Annotated in this window: 16 protein-coding genes and 1 pseudogene; 1 reads left to right on the top strand and 16 read right to left on the bottom strand. The window is 50.9% G+C overall.

The features are described from left to right. Window positions 1-64 precede the first annotated feature (64 nt). The 16 genes and pseudogenes from BJP58_RS30275 to rpmG form a co-directional block, all read right to left on the bottom strand. Window positions 65-301, bottom strand: coding sequence for a DUF6953 family protein (locus BJP58_RS30275; protein WP_041621962.1), 237 nt, complete (start codon window positions 299-301; stop codon window positions 65-67). 78 nt (window positions 302-379) lie between these two features. Continuing rightward, window positions 380-1,105, bottom strand: a complete 726-nt coding sequence (locus BJP58_RS30270; protein WP_194541780.1) for a YwiC-like family protein — start codon at window positions 1,103-1,105, stop codon at window positions 380-382. Between the two features lie 51 nt (window positions 1,106-1,156). Then, window positions 1,157-2,671, bottom strand: a complete 1,515-nt coding sequence (locus BJP58_RS30265) for a nitrate/nitrite transporter (RefSeq protein WP_071223961.1) — start codon at window positions 2,669-2,671, stop codon at window positions 1,157-1,159. A gap of 166 nt (window positions 2,672-2,837) precedes the next feature. Continuing rightward, window positions 2,838-3,485: a response regulator transcription factor gene (locus BJP58_RS30260; RefSeq protein ID WP_071223733.1), complete on the bottom strand. Its 648-nt coding sequence runs from the start codon at window positions 3,483-3,485 to the stop codon at window positions 2,838-2,840. Continuing rightward, entirely contained in the window at window positions 3,482-4,564 is a 1,083-nt protein-coding gene (locus BJP58_RS30255) for a sensor histidine kinase (RefSeq protein WP_194541779.1), read from the bottom strand. The genes BJP58_RS30260 and BJP58_RS30255 overlap by 4 nt, the downstream gene beginning before the upstream one ends. Beyond that, window positions 4,561-5,025 (bottom strand): GAF domain-containing protein, encoded by a 465-nt coding sequence (locus BJP58_RS30250; RefSeq protein ID WP_194541778.1) that lies wholly within the window; start codon window positions 5,023-5,025, stop codon window positions 4,561-4,563. Before BJP58_RS30250 ends, BJP58_RS30255 begins: the two co-directional genes overlap by 4 nt. A gap of 51 nt (window positions 5,026-5,076) precedes the next feature. Next, window positions 5,077-5,769 (bottom strand): respiratory nitrate reductase subunit gamma, encoded by a 693-nt coding sequence (gene narI / locus BJP58_RS30245; RefSeq protein ID WP_194541777.1) that lies wholly within the window; start codon window positions 5,767-5,769, stop codon window positions 5,077-5,079. After that, window positions 5,756-6,235: a nitrate reductase molybdenum cofactor assembly chaperone gene (gene narJ / locus BJP58_RS30240; protein ID WP_267907915.1), complete on the bottom strand. Its 480-nt coding sequence runs from the start codon at window positions 6,233-6,235 to the stop codon at window positions 5,756-5,758. The genes narI and narJ overlap by 14 nt, the downstream gene beginning before the upstream one ends. Window positions 6,236-6,326: 91 nt before the next feature. Then, window positions 6,327-7,861: pseudogene (narH, locus tag BJP58_RS30235) on the bottom strand (nitrate reductase subunit beta). Further along, window positions 7,851-11,525, bottom strand: a complete 3,675-nt coding sequence (locus tag BJP58_RS30230) for a nitrate reductase subunit alpha (protein WP_194541775.1) — start codon at window positions 11,523-11,525, stop codon at window positions 7,851-7,853. Before BJP58_RS30230 ends, narH begins: the two are co-directional and overlap by 11 nt. A 340-nt stretch (window positions 11,526-11,865) precedes the next feature. Beyond that, window positions 11,866-12,840: a Gfo/Idh/MocA family protein gene (locus BJP58_RS30225; protein WP_194541774.1), complete on the bottom strand. Its 975-nt coding sequence runs from the start codon at window positions 12,838-12,840 to the stop codon at window positions 11,866-11,868. Window positions 12,841-13,136: 296 nt separating this feature from the next. After that, a complete protein-coding gene (locus BJP58_RS30220; protein ID WP_194545116.1) occupies window positions 13,137-13,325 on the bottom strand; it encodes a hypothetical protein in 189 nt (62 codons plus the stop codon). Between the two features lie 190 nt (window positions 13,326-13,515). Continuing rightward, window positions 13,516-14,418 carry an alpha/beta hydrolase fold domain-containing protein gene (locus BJP58_RS30215; protein ID WP_194541773.1) on the bottom strand — a complete coding sequence of 301 codons (903 nt, stop codon included), beginning with the start codon at window positions 14,416-14,418 and terminating at the stop codon, window positions 13,516-13,518. Between the two features lie 206 nt (window positions 14,419-14,624). After that, the gene (locus BJP58_RS30210) at window positions 14,625-15,239 is read right to left on the bottom strand and encodes a DUF1349 domain-containing protein (RefSeq protein WP_194541772.1); all 615 of its coding nucleotides are present in this window, start codon (window positions 15,237-15,239) and stop codon (window positions 14,625-14,627) included. A gap of 14 nt (window positions 15,240-15,253) precedes the next feature. After that, complete coding sequence (locus BJP58_RS30205) at window positions 15,254-15,715, bottom strand: hypothetical protein (protein ID WP_194541771.1); 462 nt, start codon at window positions 15,713-15,715, stop codon at window positions 15,254-15,256. Between the two features lie 108 nt (window positions 15,716-15,823). After that, window positions 15,824-15,973, bottom strand: a complete 150-nt coding sequence (rpmG, locus tag BJP58_RS30200; RefSeq protein WP_098742858.1) for a 50S ribosomal protein L33 — start codon at window positions 15,971-15,973, stop codon at window positions 15,824-15,826. Between the two features lie 291 nt (window positions 15,974-16,264). Here rpmG and pdxR point away from each other — a divergent pair, with 291 nt between their 5' ends. Continuing rightward, a complete protein-coding gene (gene pdxR, locus BJP58_RS30195) occupies window positions 16,265-17,701 on the top strand; it encodes a MocR-like pyridoxine biosynthesis transcription factor PdxR (protein WP_194545115.1) in 1,437 nt (478 codons plus the stop codon). Window positions 17,702-17,825: the final 124 nt, after the last annotated feature.

The following is a 17,825-nucleotide window of genomic DNA, read 5'->3' as shown; positions in this document are numbered from 1 at the left end:
TCATTATGAAAGGCAGGATGGCCGTTAAGCGGTCTCTGTCCTTATTATTTTTTTCTCAACAAGACTACGTCCACGCCCACATGAATCCGTCGCGATCCCAAGCAATCCGTCCGCCATGCAGTTTGCGGAATGCCTTCTTCACGTCCTTGGACAGCGAGGCGTTTCCGTTTTCGTTCACGAAAACAAATTCTTCCCCGAAATTCTCGCGTACATAGCGGATGGCCTCCGTCTGATACAAATTACCCGTAAACCGGATTTCCTCCACCATCCATTCGGCCACCTGCTGCGCTGTATATGTCATTAACATCGTTCCCTTCTGTATACCTTCACTTATTATAACAGAATGGACGATGGAATCGATTTTTATGAAAACGGCAGACTACATCAAAATGATGGACAGCAATAAAAACTGGACGGAACCTACAATCTCGATGATTCCGACCTTCATCGGTTTCATTATTTTTCCGGAATACAGTAACGTCTTAATGAACGGAAATAAGAATGGCAGACACATCCATGGATTCCCGAAGATGATCGGCAGAACCAACATCACAGCATGATACAATTTTGCGTATACGGTCCAGCGGCTGTTTTTGCGTTCACGGAAGACCGATTTGACAAAGAACACGGTCCCCGTAAAATAAAGGAAATTATACCCAATGACGGCGGCAAGGATCGGATCGAAACCACCGCCTCCCAGCATATAAGCAGCGGCGCCTCCGGTACAGAACAGCAGAATCGCGCAAATATCATTTAACAGCGCACGCTCCGATTTCTGAAGGACATGCCAAACATTCACCATGATCAGGATGAGCAGCACAGGTGCAAACCAGAGCATCATCGGTTTGAAGACAAGCACCGGAATGAGAAACGCAATAGCGATAAGGGCATAAACGATCCCCCAGGATAACCATGTTTTACGTTGGGATGTTTTCTTTAAGGATTGCAGAAACGGATAGGATGCCATATATAAACCTAACCACGCCAAAAATAGCGGAAGGTGCAGAAGCGCCGGCTTGGCGGCCGCCATTCCTATGATATAGGGTACGCTGACCATGGCCCAGCCACCATGCTCCCGTGGTATGACAAACCTCGTCTTTTTCATGTGTCTCTCCCTCTCCAATCCATAGACTCATACCCGGTACGATCCATAACTTCAGCCATTCGAACAACGGCCAGGCGGATGATAAGTAATATCGCTGAAGGTGCCCACATACTGAACGATGTCACCCGATTCGTCCTTTACCGCGTTAATCGTTAGCAGTTCCAAGTACTCTTCTCCGTTCTTCCTGCGGTTCCAAATCTCCCCCTGCCAGCTCCCGTGTTCCATGATTTCAGACCACATCGCCTGATAAAACGCAGGTGTTTGTCTTCCGGATTTCAATACGCTCGGATTCTTGCCAAGTACTTCCTCCTCTGAATATCCCGTTAACTTCGTGAATGCCGGATTGACGGCATTGATCTTTCCGCTCCGATCCGTAACCAATATCCCCTGGCCGGTGGAGTTAAACACCTCGGATTGTACGGAGAGTTTGTCCTGATAGTACATCCATACCACAATAACGAAACTGGCCAGCGCAACCTGCGATAAAGCCATGAACCCAATGGAATATTGCCCCGTAGCCGAATGGATGAAGGAAAGCATCAGCGGCGGGAAGAATCCGCCAAGACCGCCCATCATGGACACGATACCGTTCACAATGCCGGCCTGCTTGTTGAAATAAAGGGGCACGAGTTTGAAAATAACCCCGTTTCCAAGCCCGGCACCAACGGCAATGGTTAAGCAGCCGGCCGTATACAAGCCAATGGATGGAGAGAATGCCAACAGGATGGCCGCAGCCGTGAGCCCTATGAATACGCCCATTAATAAGAACAGCGGTTTAAACTTATCTGCAAGCCAGCCGCCTACAGGGCGTAATATTGTTGCTACCAAAATGAACCCTGCCGTCCGCATCCCGGCATCCACCTTCGCAAGCTCGAAATGGGTAACCAGAAAGTTCGGCAAGTACACCGTAAAGGCTACGAACGAACCGAATGTAATAAAATAAAAAAGAGAGAAAAACCACAATTTTTCATTTTTATATACACCCTTGATCTGTTCCATGATCGGTGTTTTCACTTTGATTTCTTTACGGTCGCCTAAGATTACATTTAGCACGGCAAAGATCAACAGCAGAACCAAATACAGCTGGACGGTTTTGGACCATCCGATCTGAGTCGCGATGACCGGTGCAGCAAACGTGGTAATGGCGGTGCCGATGTTGCCCATTCCGTATATCCCATTTACGAGTCCGAGCTTCTCTTTCGCATAATATTTAGGCAGCGAGGTCACGCCGACCGAGAATACGGCCCCCCCGATCCCAAGGAACAAGCCGCCGATTACCAAATGCGTAAAGGAGGTAGCCGAGCTGATAAAATAAACCGGAAACAGCAGCAGGATAAAGCTGGCGATAAAAACAATTCGTGCTCCCACCACATTGGCGTAATAGCCGAGCGGAATCCGGAGGACCGAACCCAGCACCACCGGAATAGCCGTCAGAATAGCGAGGCGGTCGGCCGTAATGGAGATATCCTCGCGAATAAACGGCAAGAGCGCGGAGATGATGACCCATACCATAAAGCCAAGCACCAGATTCATTGTTTGCAGCGGAAGCTGCACCTTTTTGATCATTTCCATCACCTTTTCTAAAGCGTAATGAATGGCATATTGATCCCCAGCTCCTATTGTACGTGCACCTATTCACAATGCTAATAGGGAAGTTCCCTGAATCTCACCGGGGAACTTCCCTATTCCTTTAAGCAATGACCCTTTATTGCGCCCTGTTGTATAGGTAAGACTAAAAATCCAGCAATTTTTTCTTCAGCGCATATTCCACTAACTCCGGACGGCTTTTCAAATTCAGCTTTTCCATAATTTTGGCCTTGTGCGCCTCCACCGTCTTGACCGATACGAACAGTTTTTCCGCGATCTCCTTATTGCCATAGCCCTTGGCGATTAGAGGCAGGATCTCAATCTCCCTTTTGGACAGGCTGTTAAACGGATCCTGCTCCGCGCTCTCACTATCTTTCTTAATAAACTCCCGAACCAGGGAAGTCGCCATCTGGGGATGAATATAGGTCCCTCCCTTATGCACCATGCGGATGGCGGAGATTAATTCATCATCCGGCGCATTTTTGAGCACATAACCTGAAGCCCCGTTTTTTAAAACATGAAACAGGTAATCGTCATCATCATACATGGTTAGAATCAGAATTTTCGTTTCCGGAAATTCGCTGCTGATCTTGCCGGTCGCAATCAGTCCGCTTTCGCCGGGGGGCATGCTTAAATCCATCAACAGCACATTCGGCCGATGCTTCGCCACCATGGTGTAAGCCTCCATACCGTCTGCCGCCGTCGCGACAACCTCCATGTCTTCCTGGTAATTCAGAATCATGGAAAATCCGCTGCGGACCACGGCATGATCATCCGCAATCACAATTTTCACGTAACCCTCACCTCCGGCTTGTCGTCACCATTCGTAAGCGGAATGTTGAGCTGAACCGTCGTACCCTCACCGGGAGCGGACAGCAAAATAAACTGACCCCCGACGAGCTCCGCGCGTTCCCGCATCCCGTACAGCCCCAATCCGGTTCCCTTGGCTTCATCAATGACCATATTAAACCCAACTCCACGGTCACGAACGGTTAGCTGAAGGTAGCCGTTCACTTCGCATAATCGTACATGCACCTCGTCCGTTCCTGAATATTTCATGGCATTCAGCACCGCTTCCTGACATACCCGGTACACAACCGTTTCAATCTCGCTGCCGTAGCGGGCTGCCGCTAACTCCGCAGAGAACTCAACAAGCACTCCGTAATTCTTCCCGATCCATTTAAAATGGGAGCGGAATGCAGCCTCAAGCCCCAAATCATCCAATGAAGCAGGTCTGAGTTCAACGGATAAATGCCGGATGTCATCCAAAAGCCGGGTTAAAGACACCTCGGTCTGATGCAGCTTCTTGAGCACATCCTCGCCTACATCCATATATTTAACGACACGCAGGTCGACCAGCGAGCTGAGCAGCTCTTGAGCCACGCTATCATGGAGCTCGCGGGATATCCGCTTACGCTCGTCCTCCTGTGCCTTGATGACATATTTCAGCATATTCGTCCGCTGCAGCATTTCCTGTGTTTTCTGCTGCTTCGTCAGGTCAAGGAGCATCATCACCCGGATGCCGCGGGCTTCATCGATGATATGGTAACTGGCCGCATAGGGAACGATGCCTTCGCCGCGCGTCTTAAGATAGACCTGGAACGATGAAAACTCCCCATGCGGATAATCTAAATAGCATGTGGAGCAGGTTATAAGATCCTGTTCATCGGTATAGCCTTTGCAGGTCTGGCAGAAGGAACCATCCGCACCGGACTGCATCCTCTCAATCACATCAATGTCAAGGATGTTCTCCGCAGCCGGATTCATAGCCACCACGCTGCCCTTTTCGTCGATAAAAAAAATGGCCTCCATGCTATTCTGATACATGCTTCTAAGCAATTCGCTTAAATGCTCATCCGTCATCTGAATCAAGGCTGTGATACCTCCTTGGCATAAAAAGCACCAAATTCCGTTCCCATTCCTTCCTGAAACGACTCAAAGGACCTTGGATCCAGCACGTTTTCCTTGCGATATCCCACAAGCAAAACCCCCTTGACGCGAGAGCCTTCCCACAGCGGTACTGCGCCAAGGCTTTTCAACTGCTCTGCAACGATAATTGGATAATTATACAAGTCCCTTGATTCAATATCGGCATTCACGTTTTGAATCAGCATCGGTTTTCCAGTCTTAAATACCATTCCCGCGATGCCTTTGCCGGAATGTAAAACGATACGCTTGTACCTCTCGTTTATATTTCCCGAGGCATACTGCCAGGTCAAAACAAATCGGTCTTCAGCCGGCTGCACCAACGCCATGGACACGAAATCGAATTGAAACCGGGCTCGAAGCTTATCCATTTCACTTTGGTAATTAAAGATCGGCTGATTCTTCATTTCCATTACTCCTCTGACGTAGAAAAGAAGGCCCAACAGCCTTCTTCCGCTCTACGATTCAAATTTACGGTGCTTTCTATACAGAATATATCTTCTCCCCACATAATTCAACGGAACACTCCACACATGCACCAATCGGGTAAACGGCCATAAGCCAAAAATGCCGAATCCGGCCAGAATATGAATTTTAAACGACAGCGGCACGTTCACCATCAACGAAGCATCCGGACGGAGCATAAACAATCCACGGAACCACACGGAGACCGTTTCCCGATAATTGAATTCCGGCTGCACCGCGTTCGTGACCAGCGTGCTGTACATCCCCATAAATACGATAAACAGCAGAAGGACATTAACCAGCATATCCGAAGCGGTGCTGAGTTTTCGGACATTACGAATGGTGAACCGCCTGGCGGTTAACAATACCATGCCTCCCAGCGTTAGAAAGCCAAATGCGCTTCCAATATACACCGCCCCGATATGATACATATGGTCGCTGATCCCCAGTGACTCCATCCAGGATTGAGGGATAGCTAAGCCTGCAACATGCCCTCCGATAACAGGAATGATGCCTAAATGAAACATGAGACTGCCCAGCTTGAGATGTTTCTTCTCGATAAACTCGCTGGATTTGGCCGTCCAGTTAAACTGGTCCGTACGGTAACGGTAAATATGACCGACAATAAACACGGCAAGGCAGATATAGGGGAAAATGACCCACAGAAACTGATTAATCATGCTCATGAGCCGCCTCCTCCTGATTGAAACATGCTTTGAACGTCGCGCGAAGGCCTTGAATGAGATAAAGATACGGACTCTTATATTTCTCCAAAGCTTTCAGCAGATGATAGGTGCCGTCCTCCATGACAGCCAGCATCAAATCCAGGCTCTCTCCAGCTTCCTTCTCGCGCCCCTGCCAATTCGCTGCATATAGAAACTCGCACATCAGCGGGAGATAATCCGATAGTTCCGAGCCCGCGATGCCCAGACCAAACATCTCATACGTCTCTTTAAGTTTGGCGAGCATCTGGCCACGTTCCCTGCCGTCCTCAAATTTATAATAGGTCATATACAATGTGGATTTCGCCTGAAAGTCGAAGGTCTGGACGTACAGCTCTTCAATCTCTTCCATGCTGTATTCATGCATGGTCGTCCAGTACGTTCTGATGGATTCATAGGCCGGGTCAGAGGAGTCAAGCGACTCCTCCATAACCGACGGGTGGAAATCCAGCTTTTCCGGATACGTGAGCTGCTGAGCGAAAAAACCGAAAACATGTTTATAATCATGCAGCTTTCCGAGATTAATCACGCCAGATCCCCCGTAGAAGTTTTCTTCGTACAGCTCTTTGCCCGTTTTGCCCTGCAGTCCTTCCGGTCCGCAACCGCCGCAGCTTGCGCTAAAACCTTCGGAACCCTGCGAACGGTAAACATCCATATGGCTTTCCTTATGCGAAGTCGGGACAACAAACCGGTCATCGTATTTCGCGATGGCAAGCAGACGGTACATCTGCTTCATTTGGTAGGCGGTCAAGCCAACCCGTGCTAACCGTGTCTCATCAAACTCAGCCCCCGACGATTGCGCGCGCATATAAGAACGCATCATCGCCATTTTTTGCAGGGCATCCTTCACCGTCACCGTGTCCCCTGCCGTGAGCAGATTCGCGAGATATTGAATCGGTGTGCGCATCTCCTCAATTGCCGGGAAAATCATGTCCGGATTCTCGATCGAATCTCTGCCTTCAAAATAGTTCATGATTGGACTGAGCGGCGGTACGTACCAAACCATCGGCAGCGTCCGGTACTCCGGGTGGAGCGGAAAGGCCAGCTTGTATTCAATGGCTAGTTTATAGACAGGCGAATTTTGGGCAGCTTCGATCCATTCTTCGGTTAATCCGTCCTTCCGCGCCTGCTCGATCACTGCCGGATCATGCGGATCCAGGAACAGATCGCACTGGGCCTGATAAAGATCCTTCTCGTCCGGCGTGGATGCTGCCTCCTGTACCTTGTCGGCATCGTACAGCAGCACGCCCAAATACCGGATACGTCCTGTACAGGTTTCGGAGCATACCGTAGGCAGACCGGCTTCAATTCTCGGGAAACAGAAGGTGCATTTCTCGGCCTTGTTCGTTTTCCAGTTGAAATACACCTTTTTGTACGGACAGCCGGTCATGCAGTATCGCCAGCCGCGGCAGGCTTCCTGGTCCACCAAGACGATGCCGTCTTCATCCCGCTTGTACATCGCACCGGAAGGACAGGACGCTACGCAGCTCGGGTTTAAGCAATGCTCGCACAGGCGGGGCAAATACATCATGAACGCCTGCTCGAAGTTGAATTTAATCTCTTCCTCGATTTTTTCGATATTCGGATCCTTCGGGCCGGTGACATGGGCTCCCGCCAGATCGTCTTCCCAGTTCGGACCCCATTCCAGATTCATCGTCTCGCCGGTTACTGCCGATTTCGGACGGGCCACCGGCTGATGCTTCTTCTCCCCGGCATTCGTCAGATGCTCATAGTTATACGTCCACGGCTCATAGTAATCTTTCATTTCCGGCATATCCGGATTGTAGAAAATTTTGCCGAGCGCGATTTTGGACAGCTTGCTGCCGGATTTCAGCTGCAGCTTGCCTTTTTTCAGCGTCCAGCCTCCCTTGTATTTCTCCTGGTCTTCCCAGCGGATCGGATAGCCTATGCCCGGCTTCGTTTCCACGTTGTTGAACCACATGTATTCCGCGCCCGGACGGTTGGTCCAGGTGCTCTTGCAGGTGACGCTGCACGTATGGCAGCCAATGCATTTATCCAAATTCATGACCATGGCGACTTGTGCCTTAATCTTCAAGCCAATCCACCTCTTTCATTTTGCGGACAGCCACGTACACATCCCGCTGGTTGCCGATCGGTCCGTAGTAGTTAAAACCATAGCTGAGCTGGGCATAGCCCCCGACCATCTGGGTCGGCTTTACATGGATTCTCGTCGGCGCGTTGTGGCTGCCGCCGCGATCCTTCGTAATCTCCGAGCCCGGCACGTTGATGTGTTTATCCTGCGCATGATACATGTACATCGTGCCTTTCGGCATCCGGTGGCTGACAACGGCGCGGGCGGTGACAACGCCGTTGCGGTTGTATACTTCCAGCCAATCATTGTCCTGAATGTCGTTCGCCGCTGCGTCATCATTGTTAATCCATACCGTCGGGCCTCCGCGGAACAGCGTCAGCATGTGCAGATTATCCTGGTAGGTGCTGTGAATGTTCCATTTGCCATGCGGCGTCAGATATCGGAGCACGAGTGTATCCTTTCCCCCGGTAATCTGCTTGTCGCGCGGCCCGAATACCATTGGCGGAAGGGTCGGTTTATACACCGGCAGCGCTTCGCCGAACTGCAGGAAAATTTCGTGGTCGATATAAAAATGCTGTCTGCCGGTCAGCGTGCGGAAAGGTACGAGCCGTTCAATATTCGTCGTGAACGGGGAGTATCGTCTTCCCATTTTGTTCGATCCGCTGAATACGGGCGTCGGAATGACTTCCCGCGGCTGCGCCGTAATGCTCTGGAACGTGATGCGCTCTGCAGCGCGGTCCGCGGAAATGTCTTTTAGCTGCACGCCGGTGTCCTGCTCCGCCGATTCCCAGGCTCGCTGCGATACCTTGCCATTCGTGGCCGAAGACAGATTCAAAATGGCGTCCGCCGCATTTCTTGCCGTATGAAGTTTGGGCAGGCCGTTTTTGATGGTGTCGTCGTAATACGTTCCGTTCAAACGCTTCAGCTCTTCATACTCTTCGGCGACCGAGAAGCTGACGCCGTGCGCTCCGACTTTGCCTGTAGCCAGGTTCGGACCGAGCGTAATATATTTGTCGTGAATTTTCGTATAGTCCCGCTCAACCACCGTCAGATTGGGCATTGTTTTGCCAGGTACGGCCTCAATTTCACCCTTGCGCCAATCCTTCACCTCACCGTATGGCTGGGCGATCTCGCTTATGGAGTCATGAGAGAGCGGAGTGGTGACCAGGTCCTTATATATTCCCGGAAGATGGGTCTTTGCCATGTCGGAGAAGACCTCGGCAATCGTTCTGTATATATCCCAGTCCGACCGTGATTCCCAGAGCGGATCTACTGCCGGGTTAAACGGATGCACGAAAGGATGCATATCGGTTGAAGACAAGTCCGTTTTTTCATACCAGGTCGCTGCAGGAAGGACTACATCTGCGTACATCGGCGTTGATGTCATCCGGAAGTCCAGCGCAACAAGCAGGTCCAGCTTGCCTTCGACTTCTTCGCGCCACACCATTTCTTCCGGTTTATCCTCTTCATTCGGCGTCGAGAGCAAGCTGTCCGAGGCGCCCAATAAATGCTTCATGAAGTATTCCTGACCCTTGGCCGAGCTTGAGATCAGATTCGAGCGCCATACGAACAAGGATCTTGGGAAGTTTTCAGGCGCATCGGGATCTTCGGCCGCAAACTTGGTATCTCCAGAGACGATTTGCGCAAGCGTATGCTTCACAATGTCCTCATGGGTGGTTTTCCCCAGCTGTGCTGCCTCCTCCGCAAACTTCAAGCTGTTTTTGTTAAACTGCGGGTAAGATGGAAGCCACCCAAGTCTCGCGGCAAGCACGTTGTAATCCGCCGGGTGCTGGTAACGGATTTCCCCGCACGTTGGCGATTTCAGCGAATCGGCCCCCATTTCTTCGTACTTCCATTGGTCGGTCGCAAAATAAAAGAACGAGGTCGCATTTTGCTGACGCGGCGGTCCCTGCCAATCTTTCGCGAAGGCGACCGTGGACCAGCCCTCGATCGGGCGGCATTTTTCCTGGCCGACGTAATGCGCCCAGCCGCCGCCGTTTACGCCTTGAGACGCCGTTAGAATGACCAGATTCAAAATGGAACGGTAGATCGTGTCACTGTTAAACCAGTGGTTAATCCCGGCGCCCATGATGATCATCGAGCGTCCCCCGGTCTCCAGCGAATTCTGCGCAAACTCCCGGGCAATCTGGACGACGACCGATGGTTTCACACCCGTGATTTTTTCCTGCCAGGCCGGGGTATAGAAGGAATCCGCATCCTTGTATTCGTCTACACCCAGCCCGCTGTCTGCCCGCCCTATTCCATATTGGCTCAACATCAGATCGTATACCGTTGCCGCCAGACGCTCCGTTCCATCCGCCAGCTGAATGGTCTTCGCCGGAATTAGGCGTTTGAAGGTACCGTTAGCGTTGTTGTCAAAGAACGGGAAGGAAATCGTCTGCCACTCCCCACCCTGAGACTCCACGGACAGCGCCGGCGCAATGACCGAGCCGTCCTCGCGCTCCAGGATCAGGTTCCATTTCTTATCCTGCTCCCAGCGCTGTCCCATTGTGCCGTTCGGAACCGTGATTTCATTGGTATTCTCGTCGATGATCACCGGCTTCCACTCGGCATGCTGAGAGGCATCGCCCAGATCGCTTGCCCGCAGGAAGCGTCCCGCCTTGTAGCCCCCCTCAAACTCATCCAATAGAATCAGGAAAGGCATATCCGTATATTGTTTCGCATAATTCAGGAACATCGGCTCCTGGCGCTCATGATAGAATTCTTTTAAAATGACATGCGTCATGGCCTGCGCAATGGCCGCATCCGTTCCGGGATTCGGAGCCAGCCAGTTATCGGCAAATTTGACGTTCTCGGCATAGTCCGGCGCGACCGACACAACCTTGGTGCCTTTATATCGCACTTCCGTCATGAAGTGGGCATCCGGCGTCCGCGTTAACGGTACGTTTGAGCCCCACATGATCAGGTAACCGGCATTGTACCAATCGCTGGATTCCGGCACGTCGGTCTGCTCTCCCCAGATTTGTGGAGATGCCGGCGGCAAGTCCGCATACCAGTCATAGAAGCTGAGCATTTCGCCGCCGAGCAGAGAAATGAATCTGGCACCTGAAGCATAGCTGATCATCGACATGGCCGGAATCGGGGTGAAACCGGCAATGCGGTCCGGCCCGTATTTGCGGATCGTATAAATGAGCTGCGCGGAGATCAGCTTCGTGGCCTCCTGCCAGGACACACGGACATGACCGCCTTTACCCCGTGCTTGTTTATAGGACTTCGATTTCTCCGGATCTTCGACGATGCTGGCCCAAGCGGCGATCGGATCGCTGTGTTGGCTTAAGGCCTCTTTCCACATATGCCATAGCCGGCCGCGCATATAAGGGTATTTCACTCGCAGCGGACTGTATTCATACCAGGAAAATGAAGCTCCGCGCGGGCATCCGCGCGGTTCGAATTCCGGCATATCCGGCCCGCAGGAAGGATAATCAATCTGCTGGTTTTCCCAAGTGATGATCCCGTTCTTCACAAAAACCTTCCAGCTGCAGGAGCCTGTACAGTTCACGCCATGCGTTGTCCGCACCACTTTGTCATGCGACCAGCGCTTGCGGTACATATCCTCCCATTCCCTGCTTTTCTCCTCCAGAACGGACCAATTGTCAGAATAGCTTTCCATCCTCTTGAAGAACTTCAGCCCCGACTTTCGTTTCATAGGACAGTTCAACTCCTTCTGCTTGAATGACAATGATTGGGGAATCAATGTGCCGTCCTTCGTATAGCTTTATTATGGGTGGCTTCTTCCCCGGTTCCTATTAGGGAAACACCTATATTCCTAAGAGAATTCCCTTGTTGATGGCTTGTCGCCCGAAAAACCCCTTCGAAAGGAACGATTCGTGCACGGAGCGCTTTTTGAACAAAAAAAAAGAATGTCCCATAAGACCTGAAGATCTCATGGGACATCCCTAATGCAATCATTATGAATCTGGTCGACGAACATAAGAATAACGTCGATCGACGTACTTTTCAGACAGACCGCGGTGAGGGGTTGATGATCATTCCCCGACCTTTACCGGTACTCCCGTTTCGGCTGACCGCAAAGCCGCATAGGTAACTTCCATCGTTTTGACGGCATCCTCATAGGTCGATAAGATTCCGGAAGCATCGCCTGTGCGCAGCGCATGGATGAAAGCTTCACTCTCTCGAAGATAAGGATTAGCTGCATTGCGGATTTCCGTTATTCTTCCTTTTTCCTTGACGATGAGTTTATCGGGTTGAATGTCAATGACTCCTTGCTCCGTATAGATGGCCAAGCCTACCTTATCCGATTCCGGCAGCATGCAGGTGTTGGAGATCGTTGCCACCGCCCCGCTCCTTAATTTCAGCGTCGCGGTACCCACGTCGTGTACCGTTACTCCCTCATGAATGTCCTGCATGGCTCTATGGGCGAACGCCGCATACACTTCATCCACTTCTCCCAGCAGGCAGCGAAGCAGGTCAACCATATGGGTGGTTTGCTCGATAAATTGCCCTCCGGAGCCTTCCTGCTGTCTCCACCAGTATACCTGCGGCATGTCTCCCATCCAGTAGCCAAGTGCCATCCCGATCTTCCGGCTATCCAGCATCTCGGCAGCCTTCATGGCTGCATCCGTATAACGAAAATGATACCCGGCCGATGTCAATAATCCAGCCTTCTTCACCCCATGCAGAATCTGTTTGGGTGTAGCCAGGTTTGTCCCAAGCGGCTTTTCTACCAGAAATGGAATACCCCTCTGCACAAGCTGGGATTCGATATCGCCATGCGCAAACGGCGGAACGCAGATATAAACCGCATCAGGCTTGGTTTTATCCAGCATTTGCTCAACATCACTATATGCCCTGGCCGTGGCGTAGTTCTTTACCGCTGCTTCCGCTTTCTCTTGGCTCGTCCCGACAAAAGCCGCAACATTCACTCCATCCATATTGGACAGAATATCCGCATGTACTTTGCTAAACCAGCCTGTGCCGATCATTCCTATGTTTAATGCCATGTAATCCTAAGACCTCCCTTATCGATTAGTGATGCTGTCCTTTCTTCTCATCCATTCATAAACCATCCTGAAGTGAACACAGCTCGCATCTGAAAGTAAGCAATGATCACAATTTCCGTTGAGCTGATGTCTCCAGAATACATCAAATGGACCCAGGTTCCAATGATCATCATGAATAAAACATAATACCGGGACAGTCTGGCAAGCATCATGTTTCGTCGGCTTCACCCGCAAGTCCTTTATCGGAATAAAAAAGGCCGCTCCCCGGTCATCATTCCAGGTTACGGCCTCTACAATTATCTAAACATCATCCATATCACAATAAACGCAATTAACGAAACAAGATAAATGATGAGCAGCTTCGTGAGATTGGTTTTTGTTTTCCGCTCATAGTTCGGGTTTGCCTTCTTATTCTCCTGAGATAATCCTACAAGAAGCGTGGAAACTCCTCCAATTAATGCCAGTGCGATGACGATAATATACATAACCAACCACAAACAACCCCATTCGATTATTCATTATATACATTCTATTATAGAACCTGAGGCATCAGGATCAACCGTAATAATCATTCATTTGTCATTTCTGCCTCATTATAATGAACAATCGACTAATGCACACCATCCAATTGCGCGACAGTTGTGACCATCCAATTGGATGGTCCTTCACCCTCCATTAGGGCTTGCCTCCATTGCACGCCACCCATTGATGCATCCGCTCCAGTGCTTCTTCGGCTTCAGGCATCGGAAACAGAGGCCACACATGCATCATGTTCTCGTATTCCCAATACTCGGCATTAACGCCTTCTCGGACCAGTTTATCGCGCAGCAAACGAGCGTCCGGCAGCAAGGAGTCATCGGTTCCGACAAGGATGACCGTGCGGGGAAGGCCTCCCATCTCGCCGAACAAAGGACTGACCGCTGGGTCGTCCACAGGAAGGCTTCCTGCATACATCCTACCGACCTCTCCGAGTCCGGCCGGCTGTAGAAAGACGTCACGCTGCGGTATAGCGAGTGCGGCAATCTGGGGGTTGTCCGTGGCTGCATCCGCCCATGGCGAGAGCAGAATTAATCCCTTTGGGACAAGCGGCGTTCCTTTTACCGATTGGGCCATATCGAGAGCCAGCGCTCCACCTGCCGAATCACCCATTAGAAATACCGGACTCCCCGTCTGGGCGCAGATGTACTTGTAAAATTCGCGCATCAGCCCCGTCAGCTTCTTCGCATCTATAGCCGGGACGGTGGGATAATTCGGTATGATGACGGTGAATCCGGTTCGCTTCGTCCACTGTTTGGCAAAAGCAAAATGGGGTGGAAGAATCTCTTCGATATAAGCTCCGCCGTGCACATAAACGATGGTCCCCTGTTCCATCGCGCCATGCGATATATAATAATTCATACTCAAGCCGGATCCGCTGTGAAAACAACGGGTTTCCAATCCTTCCTGTTCCTCTGAAAGTGCAGGATACGGAGGCAAGGTTTCGATATATTGCCGAATCGTTCCGGCATTTTCCCATTTATGATGAAATCCCTCTGCGGTCAACCGTTCTTTAATAGCAACACTTTCTTTGCTTCGCATATGGTTGTATCCCCTTTGCTGGACGTGATCAATATTTCGCAGGTTCGTGTGTCCACCTTCAATATATCAATACACGCAGCATGCCCGCTGTGGCAATTGATACAGAGGACCGGCATATAAAAGAGACCTCACCGGTAACGACATTCAGGTGAAGTCTCTTTATCGCTATTCCAGTTCCTTGATTCGACCAAAACCCGCACATATTCCTACACTTCAGCTTCAATAGGCGGGTCGACATGGATGTCGCTATCCGGTTCCGTCCTCACCCAATGCGTGAATGTTACGTTCAGTCCGGTACGGGTCGGCGAGCAAACAAAAGGTCCGGCCTGACATTCTGTCCCGGTAGGGAATGGGGCAACGCGGACGGTTCGCCAAGGATGCTTGCCGGTTCTTGCCCTGATGATGACTGCATCATTCAGCCTCGAGGCACGGATCGTGACACGCTCGCCAACCCACTCCGGCACCGGCGCGAGCGACCAATCCGAATATCCATCGGTGACGACAGTGGCAAGCTGCGGGATTCCGTCATTAATCTCGATCCCTGCTTTGATCCACTGTCCCGGAGCGTTCATAAGCATAATCCCAGCCTGGTCGTAAAGTTCTGTAAAGGAATCCAATTCAAAAGTGACCTCCATGGCCGCATCGTGATCCCACGAGGTAAGCAGTGAATGCCCGCTGTCGCGTTGAAATCCGTACAAGGTTTTCTCCCAATAATCACTGCCTTCTCTCGACTCTACCTTCAGATGGTACCCTTCTTTTGTCACCGATACCGGTTCGGTTGTCCATTCGCCCGCATCCCATTCCATGATGCTTCTCGTCATTCGATCACGACTCCTTATATTAGTAACCGATCCGCACTGTGCTGCAGAAGCAGACAGAAGGAACGGTTATGTCCGATAAAAAACGATGACACGTCATAGCGTTGACGGGCAGGCTCATAGGTAATCAGCGCTCGATGTCTCATGTTTCCCATCAGAATGTTCGCGAACTTCTCCGCAGGACCACTCGCGAAAAACGTCAGGTAGGCATACAGGGAATGATCAACGGGTTCATCCAGCGGGCTTACGCCGGCGCAGGAAAACTCGGTCTCCAATCCCGCCTTTTGCAGCTGGATCAATATCGGATATAACTGCTCATCGACAGAAGTATCGCCGAATAACCGTGTCCGTTTGGGCTGTTTGCGCACCTTGGGTCTGTTGATCCATTCGTTAAGCTCCTGCCTTCTCCGCCTCCACTGTTCCGGGGTATGTGTGCTCAGGAGCAGCTCACCGCTGGAATCATGTCGTTCCTGGTTCATCCCATCCATCCCCCTCGTTCACATCGCTGCATTCTGTTATTTTAGTGTAATCCCATTTCGCTTGAAGTCAAATAAGCCGGATGATAGGTCCGGCTTACGTTGTATTCGCTATCTGGTTTCCCGATGAAGCGTCACCCGCTTCAAGCGTGGACAATATTTGCGCAATTCCATTCGCTCCGGGTGATTTCTTTTATTTTTAGTCGTTGTATAGTTACGGTCGCCGGTTTCCGTACATGCCAAAGTTACCGTCACTCGCATATTCAACACCTCCTATTCTCGTGTTTCATAATCGTAATTATTACGATTAATTAAATCATACTTTATTCCTGTTTTTAAGTTTTGTCAAGAAACTGCAGCGATTCCCCCCTATCCCGGCAGGGTTATGGTGACCTATCCGATTTACAATCGATATAACCTCCATGTTCTACCGGTGTACTGGATATTTGTCATCGTAATGATGAAATTATGAAAACCCTTCATTTAAGCATAGTGATATGATTAACATTACAGACAGAAACAGCTGAATATGTTCATGAAAGGATGAGGAAGGTGTGGAAGCCGGATCGCAACAGCACACAACCTCTATATCAGCAAATTGCTGATGCTTTGGAGCAAAGAATATCTTACGGTGAGTTTCCTCCAGGCAGCTTACTCCCCTCCGAGCGAAAACTGGCGGAGCAAATCGGAGTTAATCGAAGCACCGTGGTTCTGGCTTACTCGGAGCTTCGGGCGCTTGGAATCATAGAGAGCCGTTCCGGGAGCGGTACGCGGGTCAGCAGTTCCAAGTGGGGCGCCACGCCGAAGCATACGCCGAACTGGCGCCGTTACGCTGAGGGAGGAAATTTTCTGCCTAACCCCCCTTTTCTCCGCCGGATTCGGGAAGCGTTGGCGCATGATCCTTCTTTGATTGATTTTGCCAGCGGGGAGCTCGCCGGGGATTTGGCACCGATCCAAGAAATGAATACGTTGATGAGCCAGAAACCCAGTCTGTCCTATTTCGGTTATGACAATCCACAAGGATATGGTCCACTCAGACAAGCATTGGTTACCTATCTCAAAAAGTATCGCGGGATTCATACTACCGAATCGTCCATACTGATTACGTCAGGATCCCAGCAATCGCTGTATCTCATTACACAGTGCTTGCTGTCACCTGGTGACGCTGTGGCCATCGAGGATCCATCCTATTGTTATTCGCTGCCGATGTTTCAATCCGCAGGGCTCCGATTGTTCAGGCTCCCTGTCGATGAACGAGGGGTACAACCGGACGACATCCGCTCCCTTTACAAGAAACACCGGATCAAGATGATATTCATTAATCCGAATTTCCAGAATCCCACGGGCACCATTATGGACCATGAGAGAAGATCCCAGCTGCTTGATATGGCTAGTAAGCTGGGGCTACCGATCGTTGAGGATGATCCCTTCAGTTTAACGGCCTATCAGTGTTCTCCGCCTGTCCCCTTGAAATCGGTGGATTCCGTCGGCTCGGTATTGTACATCGGGTCTTTCTCAAAAATAGCCGCATCCGGCCTCCGCGTAGGCTGGATGGTCGCCCCGAATTCCGTGGTGGAGCGGCTTGCGGACGCCAGGCAGCAGATGGATTTCGGATTGAGCGTGGTGCCTCAAAGCTTGGCCGGACAGTTCCTCAATTCTTCCTATTTTGCTCCGCACCTGGACAGGCTAAGAGCAAGCCTGTTGTACAAGCGGGATTTACTGATCGAGGCCCTTCAGAAAGAACTTCAAGGCCTGGTCCATTTCCATGTGCCCGAGGGCGGCCTGCATCTCTGGTGCAAAATCGTTCCGGACGTGAATGACAGCAAGCTGCTGGAGACTTCCATTCAAAAAGGCGTAATTTTTGCGCCAGGCAGCGTGTACGGTTCCGCTTCCGGTTATGTGAGATTTACTTATGCCCGTGCCAGAGCCGAGGATATCCCATCCGGAATAACGAGGTTCGCGGAAGCTCTGCGCGCCACGATTCAATAGGCAGAACCGGCTGCTCTCTCCAGCCTGTGCTTTGTGGTAGCCACGGCGGCTATCAGTACCTGAACCTTGGATGAATCATAAAGGAGTTGTTGACAAAAAAGAACGCCCGCGAGTAGGGGCGTTC

Origin of the sequence: Paenibacillus sp. JZ16 (assembly GCF_015326965.1) — a bacterium.
Lineage (GTDB): Bacteria > Bacillota > Bacilli > Paenibacillales > Paenibacillaceae > Paenibacillus_AQ.
This window is presented reverse-complemented; position numbering and strand designations above follow the sequence as displayed.

Coding starts and splice junctions, on each gene's coding strand:
- BJP58_RS30275 (WP_041621962.1), bottom strand. CDS start 301: ATGACATATACAGCGCAGCAGGTGGCCGAATGGATGGTGGAGGAAATC.
- BJP58_RS30270 (WP_194541780.1), bottom strand. CDS start 1,105: ATGAAAAAGACGAGGTTTGTCATACCACGGGAGCATGGTGGCTGGGCC.
- BJP58_RS30265 (WP_071223961.1), bottom strand. CDS start 2,671: ATGATCAAAAAGGTGCAGCTTCCGCTGCAAACAATGAATCTGGTGCTT.
- BJP58_RS30250 (WP_194541778.1), bottom strand. CDS start 5,025: ATGAAGAATCAGCCGATCTTTAATTACCAAAGTGAAATGGATAAGCTT.
- narI (WP_194541777.1), bottom strand. CDS start 5,769: ATGAGCATGATTAATCAGTTTCTGTGGGTCATTTTCCCCTATATCTGC.
- narJ (WP_267907915.1), bottom strand. CDS start 6,235: ATGGAGGAGTCGCTTGACTCCTCTGACCCGGCCTATGAATCCATCAGA.
- BJP58_RS30230 (WP_194541775.1), bottom strand. CDS start 11,525: ATGAAACGAAAGTCGGGGCTGAAGTTCTTCAAGAGGATGGAAAGCTAT.
- BJP58_RS30225 (WP_194541774.1), bottom strand. CDS start 12,840: ATGGCATTAAACATAGGAATGATCGGCACAGGCTGGTTTAGCAAAGTA.
- BJP58_RS30220 (WP_194545116.1), bottom strand. CDS start 13,325: ATGTATATTATCGTCATCGCACTGGCATTAATTGGAGGAGTTTCCACG.
- BJP58_RS30215 (WP_194541773.1), bottom strand. CDS start 14,418: ATGCGAAGCAAAGAAAGTGTTGCTATTAAAGAACGGTTGACCGCAGAG.
- BJP58_RS30210 (WP_194541772.1), bottom strand. CDS start 15,239: ATGACGAGAAGCATCATGGAATGGGATGCGGGCGAATGGACAACCGAA.
- BJP58_RS30205 (WP_194541771.1), bottom strand. CDS start 15,715: ATGAACCAGGAACGACATGATTCCAGCGGTGAGCTGCTCCTGAGCACA.
- rpmG (WP_098742858.1), bottom strand. CDS start 15,973: ATGCGAGTGACGGTAACTTTGGCATGTACGGAAACCGGCGACCGTAAC.